Below are 15,937 nucleotides of genomic sequence, written 5' to 3' on the forward strand. Positions count from 1 at the left end.
AAACAGGTTTGAATGTGAAGGTTACTCTATTATAAGCAGGAGACCTAAACTGTAACACTTTTTCTGCGTGATTGGCGTAACCCAAGTTCATTTATCTATCTTATGAGAGAAATTACCTATGGAAATTTTGCGTGGGGCTCCCGCCTTATCGACATTTCGTGTTAATCAGTTATTAAAAAACTGTGAAGCATTAAATCTGCCTGTAAAAGATATCTATGCAGAATATATGCATGCAGCTGATTTAACTGAGACTTTAAATGACCAAGAGTTAGTTGTACTACAAAAACTATTAACTTACGGGCCTAAAATTGCAGAGCATGAGCCGGTAGGTACCTTACTGTTTGTTACGCCTCGTCCGGGCACCATTTCACCCTGGTCCTCAAAAGCAACCAATATCGCCCATAACTGCGGACTCGCCAAGGTGGCACGTTTAGAGCGCGGTATTGCTTATTATATTGAAACGAACTTAGTGTTAACGGCCGAACAGGTTAAAACCTTATCTGCTTTATTACACGACCGTATGATGGAAGTGGTACTGACCTGCTTTGATGATGCCAAGAAACTCTTTGTGCAGGGATCTCCTGCCAAAATGAACAGTGTTGACGTATTAGGCGGTGGCCGCGTTGCCCTTGAAGTTGCCAATAAAAACTTAGGCTTGGCACTGGCCGATGATGAAATTGACTATTTGGTAGAAAATTTTATTAAACTGGGTCGTAATCCTAACGATATTGAATTAATGATGTTTGCACAGGCAAACTCTGAGCATTGCCGTCATAAAATATTTAATGCAGATTGGACGATTGATGGCGTAAAACAGCCTAAATCGCTGTTTAAAATGATCCGTAATACGCATGAAAAAATGCCTGACTTTGTCTTATCTGCCTACAAAGATAATGCCGCTGTGATGGCCGGAGAAAAAGCGGGTCGTTTCTTCCCCAGTGTTGATGAGCGTGAATATGGCTATCACCATGAAGATATCGATATTCTCATGAAAGTTGAAACCCATAACCATCCAACGGCCATTTCTCCTTTCCCTGGCGCTGCGACAGGATCCGGCGGTGAGATTCGTGATGAGGGCGCAACGGGTATCGGCTCTAAACCCAAAGCGGGTTTAGTGGGATTCTCTGTTTCTAATCTGCGTATTCCTGAATTTGAACAACCCTGGGAAACAGATTTTGGCAAACCGGCGCGTATCGTTTCAGCATTAGATATTATGCTAGAGGCGCCACTGGGTGGTGCTGCGTTTAATAACGAATTTGGACGTCCTAATATTCTCGGTTATTTCCGAACCTACGAAGAGCAGGTCGAAAGCCATAACGGCTTAGAAATTCGCGGCTACCACAAACCTATTATGTTAGCCGGCGGTCTGGGTAATATTCGCCGCAGCCATGTGGAGAAAAAAGAGGTGCCGGTGGGCGCCAAATTAATCGTTTTAGGCGGCCCGGCAATGAACATTGGTTTAGGCGGCGGAGCTGCTTCTTCAATGGATTCCGGCTCCTCTTCAGAAGCTCTGGACTTTGCTTCAGTGCAGCGTGAAAACCCGGAAATGGAACGTCGTTGTCAGGAAGTTATCGACCGTTGCTGGCAGATGGGTGACGATAATCCAATCCAGTTTATTCACGATGTGGGTGCGGGTGGTCTTTCTAATGCCATGCCTGAACTGGTCAATGATGCCGGTCGTGGTGGTAAATTTAATTTACGTGCTATTGCTAATGATGAAAAAAGTATGGCACCCCATGAGATTTGGTGTAATGAATCTCAAGAACGTTACGTGCTGGCGGTTAAACCTGCAAACCTCGCCGTGTTTGAGGCTATCTGTCAGCGTGAACGTGCTGAATATGCGATTATTGGTGATGCCACGGAAGAGATGCAGCTCACTCTGCATGATTCAGAATTTGATAACAATCCCATCGATATGCCCCTTGAAGTATTATTAGGTAAAGCACCTAAAATGCATCGTGAAGCGGTCACCCAAAACGCTCAGGGTAAAGCTCTGGATTTATCCGGTGCAAGTATCAAGGATGCGGCTGAGCGCCTGTTGCGCTTACCGTCGATTGCCGAAAAAACATTTTTAATCACCATTGGCGACCGCAGTGTGACCGGTTTAGTGGCGCGTGACCAAATGGTTGGACCCTGGCAGGTGCCGGTAGCTGACTGTGCGGTAACCGCAGCCAGTTACGATACTTACTTTGGTGAGTCAATGGCGATTGGCGAACGTGCCCCCGTTGCCCTGCTTAACTTTGCAGCCTCCGCTCGTTTAGCCGTGGCAGAATCAATCACCAATATCGCCTGTTCTGATATCGGTGATTTTAAACGTATTAAACTTTCTGCCAACTGGATGTCGGCAACGGGTCACCCCGGCGAAGATGCGGGTTTATATGCCGCTGTCAAAGCGGTCGGTGAAGAGCTTTGTCCTGAGCTGGAATTGGCTATTCCAGTGGGTAAAGATTCAATGTCGATGAAAACCCGCTGGCAGGAAGATGATGTGGATAGGGAAGTTATCTCTCCGCTGTCGTTAATTATTACCGCTTTTGGTGCAGTCAAAGATATTCGCAATACGGTCACTCCGCAGTTACGTACTGAACATGAGGATAGCTGTCTTATTCTGGTTGATTTAGGTAACGGTCAAAATCGTCTGGGTGGCTCATCGCTGGCACAGGTTTATAAACAGCTGGGTGATACTACGCCTGATGTGGATAATCCTGCGCAGCTCAGAGGATTCTTTAATGCGCTGCAGACCTTAGTGGCAGAGCGTAAGCTGCTTGCTTACCATGACCGCAGTGATGGCGGTTTATTCGCGACTATTACCGAAATGGCCTTTGCCGGGCATTGTGGTGTGACGGTTAAGCTGGATCAGCTTGGCAGTGATGATTTTGCTGCGCTTTACAGTGAAGAGCTGGGCGCGGTTATTCAGGTCAGTGCCGAAGATAAAGAAGCGGTCTTAAATACGCTTGCAGGACATGGTTTAGCGACCAATTCAATGGTCATCGGTAAGCTTAACAATAGCGACCAAATTGAGTTTACTCGTGATGGTAATGACGTGTTAGTTGCTCCGCGTTCTGAGTTCCGCGGAATTTGGGCCGAAACGACCCTTAAAATGCAGGCGTTACGTGATAATCCTGAGTGTGCTTTACAGGAGTTTGAGCAAAAATTAGATGATAAAGATCCTGGTTTAAGCGCGAACTTAACCTTTGATATCAACGAAGATGTTGCAGCTCCCTATATTGCCACCGGTGTTTTACCGCGCATGGCTATTTTGCGCGAGCAGGGAGTCAATTCACAACAGGAGATGGCTGCTGCTTTTAATCGCGCGGGTTTCTCGGCAATAGATGTGCATATGAGCGATATCTTATCGGGTGATGTGCAGCTTGCTGACTTTGCCGGTTTAGTGGCTTGTGGTGGTTTCTCCTACGGTGATGTATTAGGTGCGGGTGAAGGCTGGGCTAAATCAATTTTATTTAATGCTCAGGCTCGGGATCAATTCCAGACATTCTTTGAACGTCAGAACTCCTTTACCTTAGGTGTTTGTAACGGTTGTCAGATGTTATCAAACCTCAACGAATTAATTCCGGGTTCTGATTTATGGCCGCGTTTTGTGCGTAATAACTCGGAACGTTTTGAAGCTCGCTTCAGCCTGGTTGAAGTGCAAAAAACCAACTCATTGTTTTTAAATGATATGGCGGGTTCAACCATGCCGATTGCTGTGTCACACGGAGAAGGTCGTGTTGAAGTCAGAGATCAGGCGCATTTGAATGCCATTGAAGCAAGTGGTTCAGTCGCTTTACGCTTTATTGATAACTACGGTAAGCAGACCGAGCAATATCCTGCTAACCCGAATGGATCGCCAAAGGGTATTAGCGGATTAACCTCTAAAGACGGGCGCGTTACTATTATGATGCCGCATCCTGAGCGAGTATTTAGAACGGTAGCAAACTCCTGGCACCCGGACGAGTGGCGTGAAGACAGCCCATGGATGCGGATGTTTAGAAATGCGCGCAAACAACTCACTTAACTGTTCAAAAATTGGCTTAAGCGCACAAAAAATAACTTAATGGTACAAAAAAACAAAGGGAGAACTTAAGTTCTCCCTTTTTACTTGCATTAGATTTTAGTTGTTGATTTAATGGTGATTAATTTTTTGTGTGTAAGGGTTTTTTTTTTGTCTAATTCTATTAGAAATGTATTGCACCTAGGCGATAACGCTCCCCTTGTAGATGCATTGCTTAGCTCAATTGCTGGCGCTGAAAAAGCAGATAACTATCATGTTTTTCATCTAGTGAATGTAGAACCGCTCTACCTGACGCTATCGGAAAATAGTTTTAGCCACCTTATATCAGAATTTCCCCTTAATGCAGATTTAAAAGATAAAATCAAAGCAGATTTCCCCCTACTAAATACAACCTATCTGAACACCGAGGTTGCGCTGAAACGAAGCGCATTATCCATTGATGTTGAAAATGTTTTTACTGATGAAGTTCAAGTCGTCTTAGAGTCTCTCAGTATTCCTGTCTATTTTAAAAACAAACAGGCCCAATATTTAGCTTGTAATCGCCATTTTTCAAAGCTGTTCGGCCTTACGCCTGATCAGGTTACCGGGAAAAAATATACTGATATTTCAGACTCTTTTTCAAGCTTTGATATTGATATTGATAAAATAGATCGACAAATGTGTATTGATCATCAAGCTGCCTTACTGGAATGCCGAGGGGGTAATATCTCGGGTGAACAGCGAGATTTTCTTTTGCATAAAGAGTGTGCCGCTAACGGTGAAATGCAAATCGGTCTTATTTTTGACATCACAGAGCTTAATAATTCAAAATATTTATTAGAAAAAGAACGTCTCATGCTGCGTACAACGGCAAATATTTTTCAGGATATGATCTTTATTAAAGACCTCGAAAGTCGCGTATTAGGCTGTAATAATGCCTTTGAGAAATTTGTGGGTTATTCGGAAAAGGAAATTTTGGGTAAAAACGCCTATGCTTTTTTTGTTTTTAAGCAAGCGATGGAGTCTATTGAGGAAGACCAGCGTATTATCAAAACTAGTCAGGTTAATATAAAGGAAGTGTTTACCACGGACTGCAATGGCGAACTTCAATTTCTCGAAGTCAAAAAGGTGCCTCTGCGGGATAAACAGGGCAATGTACAGGGAGTGATTGCTGTTGGTCGGAATATGAGCGAACAGCTAAAGATGCAGAAACGCCTGAAAATCAGCGATACGGCATTTGAAAACGGCAAAGAGAATATGTTTGTCACTGATAATACGGGTAATATTATTGCGGCTAATCGGGCCTGCTGCGAGACGACGGGTTACTCAAAAGACGAACTGCTGCAATCTCATGTTAGTATATTTGCAACCAATCAACTTGAGAATATCGCAACAGCCCTCCTAAGCACAAAGAGTTGGCAGGGAGATCTTACTTACCACGTGAAAAATGGCGAAATTCATTTTGCCTGGGCCGAAATTTATATTGTTGAACACCAAGAACTCGAGGCCGTCAGCCGTATCTGTGCCTGGACTGATTTAAGGCAAAGTGAAAATGTTGAACCAAAAATAAAATTTTTATCAAAACAGGATCCGTTAACTGGATTACGTAATCGAATCAACCTGTTTAGCCGATTGGAGGATATCATAACAAGTGCTAATTATCAGCGCAGCGCAGTAGCCGTTATTTTAGTTGATGTTGATGATTTTAAAGGGATTAATGATACCCATGGTCATAATGCCGGTGATCAGGTTTTAAAAGAGGTTGCTGAGCGTCTAAGGAGCTGTGTTTCTGAAAAAGAGACTCTGGGGCGTTTTGCTAATGACCAATTTATTATTATCATTGATGAATTAGCCAATGAGCATGATGCGGCTACGGTTGCCCATAAAATAGCAGATCAGTTTAGCAGCGCGTTTATCATCGAAAATCTGCACACAAATCTGACCGTGAAAATCGGTATCAGCCTTTCCCCGGATGATGGCATTGAGGTTGGCACCCTGTTTTTGAATGCGGAAAAAGCGATGAAGCGTGGTAAAAGTGACAAAAGCACCGCATACCATTTTTATACTATTGGCTTGAATCTGGGTTTGAAGAAAGAGTTTGAATTAGAAAAAGAGTTAAAACAGGCCTTATTGTCTAAGCAGTTTGATTTGTATTACCAGCCGCAATACGACATTAACAAAAGGCAAATAGTTGCTCTGGAAGCTTTACTGCGTTGGCATCACCCGAAGCGTGGGATGTTGCTGCCGGAGCGCTTTTTAAGCGTTGCCGAAAAACGTAATTTGTTAGTGCCCATTGGTTGGGAAATGATCCGTAAAGCCGCCTTACAAGCGGTTTCCTGGACAAAATCGGAGATTAAATTTGGCCGGATTGCCATTAATCTGTTCCCCGTACATTTATCACAAATTAGCTTTATTGCGGAGTTGCAGACGATTTTAAAAGAAACGGGTTGTTCAGCCGGACAGCTTGAATTACTCGTGGATAAGGTAATTCTTCGTGATGCTTCAATTGATATTCTGTCGAATCTGAAGAATGTTAATAAGATGGGCATCACATTGACCGTTACCAATTTTGGTATAGCCTCAAATGTTATTGATTTGATTAATCACCTGGGCATTGAAAATTTAAAAATACCAGAGCCACTGATTAAAAATGGATTAGTGTCCTTAGAGAGCGACGCACAATTAAAATCCGTTAACATTTTAGTCAGCAGCTTAGGTCTTAGTGTGCTGAGTGATGCTCTCGAAGATGCCGAACAACAGGATTTATCAAGCTTTCAGAGTGTCGACTCAAAGACAGTAAACCTTGCTCAGAAAAAAGCGATGAGCGCCTCTAAAGCCGCCTTTTTCCTGCGTTGCAATAAACATAAATAATCATTGTTTTTGAAATCTACTCTCTCGTAATAAACCATTGATAGTTGTAGTGCGCTATTTTTTAAGTTAACGTTATTTTTTCTTTCAAGAATTTGCCATATGGACACTTCTTTATTTGGAACGAGCTGGTCAGATAACTCTCTCTATGTCGGACTAAGCGCTTTTATATATATAACGCTGGTTATACTGACCTCATTAAGTGTACTTATTAAACGTAAACCCATTGGTGTTTCACTGGCATGGTTATTTCTTATTTATGCCTTACCGATGGTGGGCATGGTAAGTTATTATATTTTTGGTCAGCTTAATTTAGGGAAAAAAAGACAGAAGCGCCGACTTGAGATGTCGGGATTATTTAGAACCTGGCTCGCAGACGAAGTCACGGAATATCGCTTATCTGATCAACAAATCTCGACGGCCGTTACCTCGATGAAACATTTTGTTGAATTTGATAGCCAGATGCCGATGATGGCGGGCAATAAACTCACCCTATTATCCTCTACTGACGCTATTTTAACCGAACTGGCTGATTGTATTGAACAAGCCAGGCACAGCTGTTATCTGATGTTTTATATCTGCGCTGAGGGAGGATTGGCAAATGATGTTTTCGATGCATTAATGCGCGCAGCGTCCAGAGGAGTGAGCTGCAAGTTATTATTTGATTCCGTTGGCAGTCATGATTTTTTTAACTCCAAACATATCCTGCGACTTAGAGAGTCAGGTGTTGAAGTCTGCGAAGCCTTACCGGTTGGGACCTTTAGACTGCTCTTTCAGCGTCAAGATTTACGTTTACACCGTAAATTAGTTTGTATCGATGACCGTGTCGCTTATACCGGCAGCATGAACTTAGTTGATCCCGCTTTCTTTAAGAAAGAGAAAAATGTCGGTCAATGGGTCGATCTAATGGTGCGCTGCGAGGGGCCTATCGTGCAGTTGATGAAAAGTTTGTTTGTCTGGGATTGGTATTTGGAAACTAATGTTAGATTACCTTTTCATAAACTTTATGAAGACAGTTTTGTCCTCGCCGGGGAGCAAAATGTGCAGCTTATTCCGTCGGGTCCTGAGTTTGGTGAAGCGAGTATCTATCAAGTTTTATTGATCGCTATTTACGAGGCCAAATTTAGCTTGGTACTCACCACTCCCTATTTTGTTCCCGATGAAAGTTTGCACGAAGCATTAAAAGTAGCAGCGCTACGTGGTGTTGATGTGAAAGTGATTTTGCCGGCTAAAAATGATTCTTTTATGGTTGATTATGCATCACGGGCTTTTTTTCAGGAACTGCTGGTAGCTGGAGTGAAAATATATAAATTCCACGGCGGTTTACTGCACAGTAAAAGTATTGTTATCGATGAGAGCATTGCTTTATTAGGCACTGTTAATCTGGATAGACGTAGTTTTTGGCTTAATTTTGAAATGACCATGCTCGTTGACAATCACTTTTTTGCAGGCGAATTATTGCAGTTACAAATAAGTTATTTATTGTCGTCAGATCGTTTAATGTTAGAAAATTGGCAGAAACGAAGTTATCCGCAGCGCCTATTAGAAAGTATCATGTACCTGTTTAGCCCGCTTTTATAGCCCACAGTCTTCAGCTATCAGCTATCAGCTTACAGCTCGCAGCTCGCAGCCGACAGCCCTCAACTCACCGCTCACAACTAGAAGCTCGCAGCTTACTGTCGATAGTCGACATCTTTGGATTTGCTACTATCTCAAAAATTAGACATAAAAAAGCCTGCAATTAAGCAGGCTTTTTAGTCTTTATTTATTGATTAAAGCAAATAAATTATTTAGCTTTTTTTTCTTCTTTCACTTCAACTTCAGGCGCATCCATTACATCAACGTAATCTGTACCGTAGTAAGAAGCAAGAAGCACTGCTTTAAGCTCAGATACAAGCGGGTAACGTGGGTTTGCAGGTGTACATTGGTCATCAAACGCTTGTTCCGCAAGATCATCAACTGCAGCTAGGAAGTCAGCTTCGTTAACGCCCGCAGCTTGAATTGATAGTGGAATATTCAATTCAACTTTTAACTCGTCTAACCAAGTCAGTAGCGCCTGAATTTTAGCTTCAGTGTTACCTTCACGGAAACCTAAATGGTCAGCAACTTCTGCGTAACGAGCACGTGCTTTAGGACGGTCGTATTGTGAGAAAGTACCTTGTTTAGTCGGGTTGTTGGTTGCATTAAAACGAATAGTATTGGTCATTAATAATGCATTTGCTAAACCATGTGGAATATGGAATTCATTACCGATTTTATGCGCCATTGAGTGACACACTCCAAGGAATGACTGAGCAAACGCGATACCCGCAATAGTTGCCGCATTGTGAACTTTTTCACGTGCAACTGCATCGTTTTTACCGTTTTTGTAAGAACTTGGTAGGTACTCTTTAAGCATTTTAAGCGCTTGTAGTGCCTGACCATCTGAGTATTCGTTAGCAAGAATTGAAACGTAAGCTTCCATCGCATGTGTTACTGCATCGTAACCACCGAATGCACAAAGAGACTTAGGCATATCCATTACTAAGTTAGCATCAACAATCGCCATAGTCGGTGTTAATTCATAATCTGCAAGTGGGTATTTTTTACCAGTCGTTTCATCTGTTACAACGGCAAATGGTGTTACTTCAGAACCTGTACCAGATGTTGTAGTGATACAAACTAGTTCAGCTTTAACGCCCATTTTAGGGAACTTGTAGATACGTTTACGGATATCCATAAAGCGCATTGCCAAGTCTTCGAAATCAGTTGCTGGATGTTCGTATAGAACCCACATGATTTTCGCTGCATCCATTGGTGAACCACCACCGACAGCAAGAATAACGTCAGGGTTAAATGCATTACAGGCAGCAGCACCTTTTTTGATGATTGCAAGTGTAGGGTCCGCTTCCACTTCATGGAAGATTTCAACCATAAGGCCTTTGCCTTCAAGGATTGAACGTAACTCGTCAATATATCCGTTAGCAAATAAGAAACCGTCTGTTACGATCATTGCACGTTTTTTGTCTTCTAAATCAGTTAGTGCGATTGGTAAACAACCACGACGGAAGTAGATAGATTTTGGTAGTTTATGCCATAACATATTTTCAGCTCTCTTCGCAATCTTTTTAGTATTGATTAGATGTTGTGGGCCTACGTTTTCTGAAACTGCATTACCACTGTGCGTACCACAACCTAAGGTCATTGAAGGTGCAAAACCGAAGTTATAGATATCACCGATACCACCGTGCGATGTTGGCGAGTTAATAACGATACGACATGCTTTCATTGCAAGACCAAACTTATCAATACGGTCAGAGTTTGAATCTTGGTCTGTATATAGTGCAGCTGTGTGACCAACACCGCCTATATCAAGAACAATATGTGCTTGACGAACAGCATCTTCATAGTTTTTCGCTTTAAACAGACCTAAAGTTGGAGATAGTTTTTCATGTGCAAACATGTTTTCAACGACAACTTCAGGACCTTCACCAACAAGAATTTTAGTTGAAGTAGGTACTTTAACGCCGGCAAGTTTAGCAATAGTATATGCTGATTGACCTACGATTTTAGCGTTTAGTGCACCGTTGATAAACATAGTGCTAGCCACTTTTTCGGCTTCTGCTTTATTTAATATATAAGCCCCGTATTCATCAAGGCGTGCTTTAAATTCTTCATATTTTGATTCAACAACAATAACTGCCTGCTCAGAAGCACAAATCATACCGTTATCGAATGTTTTTGACATTAGGATTGAAGATACAGCACGTTTGATATCAGCTGATTCATCAATAACTACCGGAGTATTACCCGCGCCAACACCGATTGCAGGGTTACCTGAAGAGTATGCTGCTTTAACCATGCCTGGACCACCGGTCGCAAGAATGATGGCCGTATCGTCGTGCTTCATAATAACATTAGTCAGTTCAATTGATGGAACATCAATCCAACCGATAATATCTTTTGGTGCGCCGGCAGAAACTGCCGCTTCTAAAACAAGTTGAGCCGCGTAGTTTGTACATTCTTTAGCACGTGGATGCGGTGCAACAATACAACCATTACCCGTTTTAAGCGCCATTAAGGTTTTAAAAATAGCCGTTGATGTTGGGTTGGTTGTTGGGATAATTGCACAGATGATGCCCATAGGCTCAGCAAGTGTAACCGTATTTAGAGAATCATTACGTGATAATTCACCAACAGTTTTTGTGTGTGCGTAGCTGTTGTAAATGAACTCAGAAGCAAAGTGGTTTTTAATTACTTTGTCTTCCATAATGCCCATGCCTGTTTCTTTAACAGCCATTTTAGCAAGTTCGATACGGTGTGTTGATACTTTAAGGGCTGCGACACGGAAGATTTCATCAACCTTCTCCTGTGAGAAGGTTGAATACTCCGCTTGTGCTACTTTAACGCGTGCAATCAGCGCTTCTAGTTCAGCAACAGTGCTTACTGTCATAATATTTCTCCTGAAGATTTATAAGATTAAAAGTTTAAAAATGTTTTAATAAAATGTCACTCGCGATGGCGAATACTTGTTTAGTAAAAAACTCTTTTTAATAATCTATGTCCGATTATAGAAACCTATTCATGAAGAACCTTGATCAAGATCAGAAAAAAACGATTTATCGGGATATTAAAAGTGTGATTTTTCTCACGCTATTATGCAGCAGGTGAAAGCTTGATATTTTATAGTACTAAATACCTTTTTTTACAAGCCGCAATTAAAAGGGTGATGAAAACTTTATTCTCCTTTTTGTCGGGTTATAAGTAGGAAAGTCTTTGCTTGTGATAGCAAGCGGTAATAAGCTACCACTTTAACTTAAATTAGAATAAAGAGATAGTATGGCCAATGCCTCCCCCTTTGCGCGCAGTGCAATATTTTTTTCTGCGATTGTTATCTCACTTGCCGGTGTTAAAGTCGCGGCGCCCATTGTTGTTCCTTTTTTACTGGCACTGTTTGTTGCTATTATTTGCAATCCTGCCATTGATTTTTTATCGGCACGTCGCATTCCTCGCGGTGTTGCTATCGCCTGTGTCATTTTCTTTATTTTTGCCATGTTTTTTGGTTTGGGGGGCGTTATTGGTTCTGCAGTTAATGGTTTTAGAGAGGCAATCCCCGCCTATGAAGCTCAATTTGCAGTCGAACTGCAATGGTTAATTGATAAAATGGGTGAGTATCATATTGTTATTTCTATGACCGAGGTGCGAGGATACTTTGATCCTGCCAAAATAATGACCCTGGTGACAAGCACTTTAAGTAGTTTCAGTAGTGTTTTGGGAAATGTGTTTCTGCTGTTATTAACCGTGGTATTTATGCTCTCGGAAGGCAATGGTTTTGCCAAAAAACTGCATATCGCCTTTGATGACTCGGTCAAAACGGAAAAGCGCTTAGATCATTTTTTAAAGTCAGTTAATAAGTATATGGCCATAAAAACCATAATGAGTTTAATGACAGGTTTAATGATCGGTTTTGCTTTATGGCTGATGGGGGTTGATTTTTACGTGTTATGGGCTTTACTGGCTTTCTTATTAAACTATATACCCAATATAGGCTCTATTATTGCGGCGGTGCCGGCGGTTATTTTAACTTTTTTACAACTTGGTATAGGTTATTCGGCCGCGGTGATTGCTTTATTTGCCGGTGTAAACATGCTCATGGGGAATATCATTGAGCCTAAGTTTATGGGCCGCAGTCTGGGGCTTTCTACCCTGGTGGTTTTTTTGTCATTAATATTTTGGGGATGGTTATTAGGGATGGTAGGCATGTTATTATCTGTGCCTTTGACCATGATTTTTAAAATAGCATTAGAAAATAGTGAAGAGGGACGTTGGTTTGCTATTTTATTAAGCTCCGATGAAGAAATAGACGATTTTGAAGCAAGCAAACAACAAGATACTCAATAATGAAAATAATAGAACTTATTAATTGGCAGGATGTTGCCCGCCAACCAGAAAATGAGATGCAGCGGTTATTACACGGTCGTGGGTTCCACTTTGCAGAGTGTACCCATATCAATATCGACTGGTTCTCACCGGTGATCCTAATCATTTTATATAAAGAAGTGACAGCACAAGAGTTACAACTACTGAGCGGGCAGTTACTGCAAAAAATGACTGAAATAGGTTTTACGGTTGAGAGCATTCAAGTGCAGTTCCGCTGCCGGGATTTTGCGCCGACTGAGATTTTATATGGCCAGCCTGTTACCGATTTAATTGCCCGTGAAAACGCGCTTAAGTATAAAATAAATTTAGGCAGTAACCAAAATTACGGCATTTTTTTAGACATGAAAAATGGCCGCCAGTGGTTACAAAAGAACAGCCTGAATAAATCTGTTTTAAATCTGTTTTCTTATACCTGCGCTTTTTCGAACGCCGCTATTGCCGGAGGCGCCGAGCGTGTTATCAATTTAGATATGAGCAAAGCAGCGCTTGCGGTCGGACGTGATAACCATAGATTAAATGGTCATGACCTAAGCCGGGTTAAGTACCTTGCCCACGATCTTTTTAAATCCTGGGGGAAAGTGAAACGCTTTGGACCCTATGATATTGTCATTGCAGATCCGCCGTCATTACAAAAGGGCAGTGTTAATATTAAGCGCGATTATCCTAAAATTATTCGTCGTTTACCGGATTTATTAAGTGCTGATGGGGTTGCTCTTTTATGTTTAAATTCCCCCGATTTAGATTTGCTGTTTTTAAGGGAAATTATTGCCGAAGAATGTCCTCAAGCGGTTATTTTTGCGCAAATATCCCCGCCTGAAATGTTCATCAATATTGAACCCGAGCGTGGTTTGAAATGTTTGTTGGTGCGCCTGAACAGGCAGCCTAATGGGTGGGATTAGTTTTGAATTGAAAATTTTTGGATAAAAAAAGCCCCGATTTGTAAACCAAATCGGGGCTTTTTTACGTCTGTTGATAACTCTGTGCAGAGTTAAATTTTAGCAGCTGCTTTATCCATGGCTTGGGTTGCCTGAATAGCGGTTAACGCGATAGTGTAAACAATATCATCAACCAATGCGCCACGTGATAAATCATTAACAGGTTTACGCATACCCTGCAGCATTGGACCAATACTGATTAGCTCGGCACTTCGTTGTACGGCTTTATAAGTCGTATTACCGGTATTCAAATCCGGGAAGATGAAGACCGTTGCTTTACCGGCAACCGGGCTGTCTGGTGCTTTGCTTTTGGCAACGTTTTCCATTACTGCCGCATCATATTGAAGCGGACCATCAATAAGAAGATCCGGGCGACGTTGTTGCGCGATCTTGGTTGCTTCGCGCACTTTATCTACATCGGAGCCGACGCCTGAAGTACCCGTTGAGTAACTGATCATTGCAACTTTAGGATCAATACCAAAGGCGATTGCTGAATCTGCAGATTGAATAGCGATATCAGCAAGTTGTTCAGCCGTTGGATCCGGGTTGATTGCACAGTCACCGTAGACTAATACTTGCTCAGGCAAGAGCATAAAGAAGATAGAAGAAACCAAGTTTGCGCCGGGCGCTGTTTTAATCAACTGCAGCGCAGGGCGAATGGTGTTCGCTGTAGTGTGAACAGCACCCGAGACAAGTCCTGATACCTCACCCTCGGCTAACATCATCGTGCCTAAAACAACCGTATCTTGCAATTGTTCACGGGCAACAACTGCGGTCAGTCCTTTTGCTTTGCGCAGCTCTACCATAGGAGCAACGTAATCTTCAATAACATCAGCGGGATTGATGATTTCAACATCATCGGTTAAAACTATGCCCTGTTGTGTTGCAATACGGCGAATCTCTTCCGGATTACCCAATAGAACGGGTTTTGCAATACCACGTTGTGCACAGATAAGGGCCGCTTGAATAGTACGCGGCTCTTCACCTTCAGGCAGCACAATCCGCTGGCTATTTTTACGTGCAAGTTCAGTTAAATGGTAACGGAATGCCGGTGGTGATAAACGACGGGATAAAGATGAATTTCCGGTTAATGTTTTTAACCAGTGTTTGTCCACATGGCCGGCAATGTATTCCTGGACCTTTTCAATTCGCTCTATATCATCAACTGGAATTTCCATATTGAAGTTTTGCAGACGCTGAGCGGTCTGCCAGGTGTTGCTGTTGATCAAGAGAATCGGTAAACCGGATTCCATTGCCCGAGCACATAACTTCATGACTTCAGCTTCGGGGGTGTAATCACCGGTCAGTAATAAACAACCAATTTTCATACCATTCATTACCGCAAGACATGCGGCGATAATCACATCACTGCGATCACCAGAGGTGACCAGCATTGATCCGGCTTTGAAATGTTCAAGCATATTAGGAATAGAGCGTGCGCAGAATGTGACACGTTGTAAACGACGGTTATTGAGATCACCTTTGTTTAATATTTTCGCATGCAAATGGGTAGCAAGATCTATTACGCGGGGTGCAATCAGCTCCGAACTCCAAGGGATACATCCCAAAATTGGCAACGGACTTTTACTGAACATTTGCAATACTTCAAGATTACTGTTGGCCGAGTCGTGAGCACCCTCAAACATTTCAGTCAAATCTGGACGGTACTGCTCACTTTCATCGATCGGTGCGCCCACTTTATTGATAATGCAGCCGGCAATATTTTTATTGTGTTTACCGCCAAAAGAAGAGACCGCAATTTCGATACGTTCTTTTAACTGCTGTGACGAATCAGTACTAGGATGAGTCACAAAGACCATCTCTGCGCCTAATGCTTTGGCAATGCTGTGGTTTATTTCATTAGCAAACTGATGCTTATCCGTTGGCACAAGACCTTCAACAATGATCACATCACTTTCTTTGGTGCCCTGGCGAAAACGTTCAACGATATTTTCTAATAAATCAGATGTTTTGCCGGAAGAGATGAGGTTTTCTGCGTATTTCATTGCAAAGGGTTCAGGCGGATTCAAAGCGGAAGCATTACGCAGTGTTGCCGTAGAGCGTTCTGGACCTGTATCGCCAGAACGTGGTTGTGCAATAGGTTTGAAAAAGTTTACAGCAACACCTTGGCGTTCTAGTGCGCGGACCATTCCAAGACTGACGGAAGTAACACCGACACCCGAGCCGATGGGAATGAGCATAATTGTGCGGGGCATGAATATTCCTT

General features: G+C 42.4%; 7 protein-coding genes. 5 read left to right on the top strand and 2 right to left on the bottom strand.

Going from position 1 to position 15,937, the window contains the following annotated elements; genetic code table 11:
* Positions 1-118: 118 nt before the first annotated feature.
* The 3 genes from purL to cls all read left to right on the top strand — a co-directional run bounded on the left by purL (position 119) and on the right by cls (position 8,437).
* The gene (purL, locus tag ACJAZP_RS12280) at positions 119-4,012 is read left to right on the top strand and encodes a phosphoribosylformylglycinamidine synthase (RefSeq protein ID WP_415231035.1); all 3,894 of its coding nucleotides are present in this window, start codon (positions 119-121) and stop codon (positions 4,010-4,012) included.
* 147 nt (positions 4,013-4,159) lie between these two features.
* Positions 4,160-6,859 (top strand): diguanylate cyclase domain-containing protein, encoded by a 2,700-nt coding sequence (locus ACJAZP_RS12285; protein ID WP_415231036.1) that lies wholly within the window; start codon positions 4,160-4,162, stop codon positions 6,857-6,859.
* A gap of 99 nt (positions 6,860-6,958) precedes the next feature.
* Complete coding sequence (gene cls, locus ACJAZP_RS12290; protein WP_415231037.1) at positions 6,959-8,437, top strand: cardiolipin synthase; 1,479 nt, start codon at positions 6,959-6,961, stop codon at positions 8,435-8,437.
* 205 nt (positions 8,438-8,642) lie between these two features.
* On the opposite strand, the gene adhE is transcribed toward cls, so the two are convergent.
* Positions 8,643-11,288, bottom strand: a complete 2,646-nt coding sequence (gene adhE / locus ACJAZP_RS12295; RefSeq protein ID WP_415231038.1) for a bifunctional acetaldehyde-CoA/alcohol dehydrogenase — start codon at positions 11,286-11,288, stop codon at positions 8,643-8,645.
* A gap of 386 nt (positions 11,289-11,674) precedes the next feature.
* On the opposite strand from adhE, the gene ACJAZP_RS12300 reads away from it, so the two are divergent.
* A complete protein-coding gene (locus ACJAZP_RS12300; protein ID WP_415231039.1) occupies positions 11,675-12,736 on the top strand; it encodes an AI-2E family transporter in 1,062 nt (353 codons plus the stop codon).
* Complete coding sequence (locus ACJAZP_RS12305) at positions 12,736-13,674, top strand: class I SAM-dependent methyltransferase (protein WP_415231040.1); 939 nt, start codon at positions 12,736-12,738, stop codon at positions 13,672-13,674. Before ACJAZP_RS12300 ends, ACJAZP_RS12305 begins: the two co-directional genes overlap by 1 nt.
* A gap of 89 nt (positions 13,675-13,763) precedes the next feature.
* On the opposite strand, the gene pta is transcribed toward ACJAZP_RS12305, so the two are convergent.
* Positions 13,764-15,926 carry a phosphate acetyltransferase gene (gene pta, locus ACJAZP_RS12310; protein WP_415231041.1) on the bottom strand — a complete coding sequence of 721 codons (2,163 nt, stop codon included), beginning with the start codon at positions 15,924-15,926 and terminating at the stop codon, positions 13,764-13,766.
* Positions 15,927-15,937: the final 11 nt, after the last annotated feature.

Origin of the sequence: Psychromonas sp. (assembly GCF_047632955.1) — a bacterium.
GTDB lineage: Bacteria > Pseudomonadota > Gammaproteobacteria > Enterobacterales > Psychromonadaceae > Psychromonas.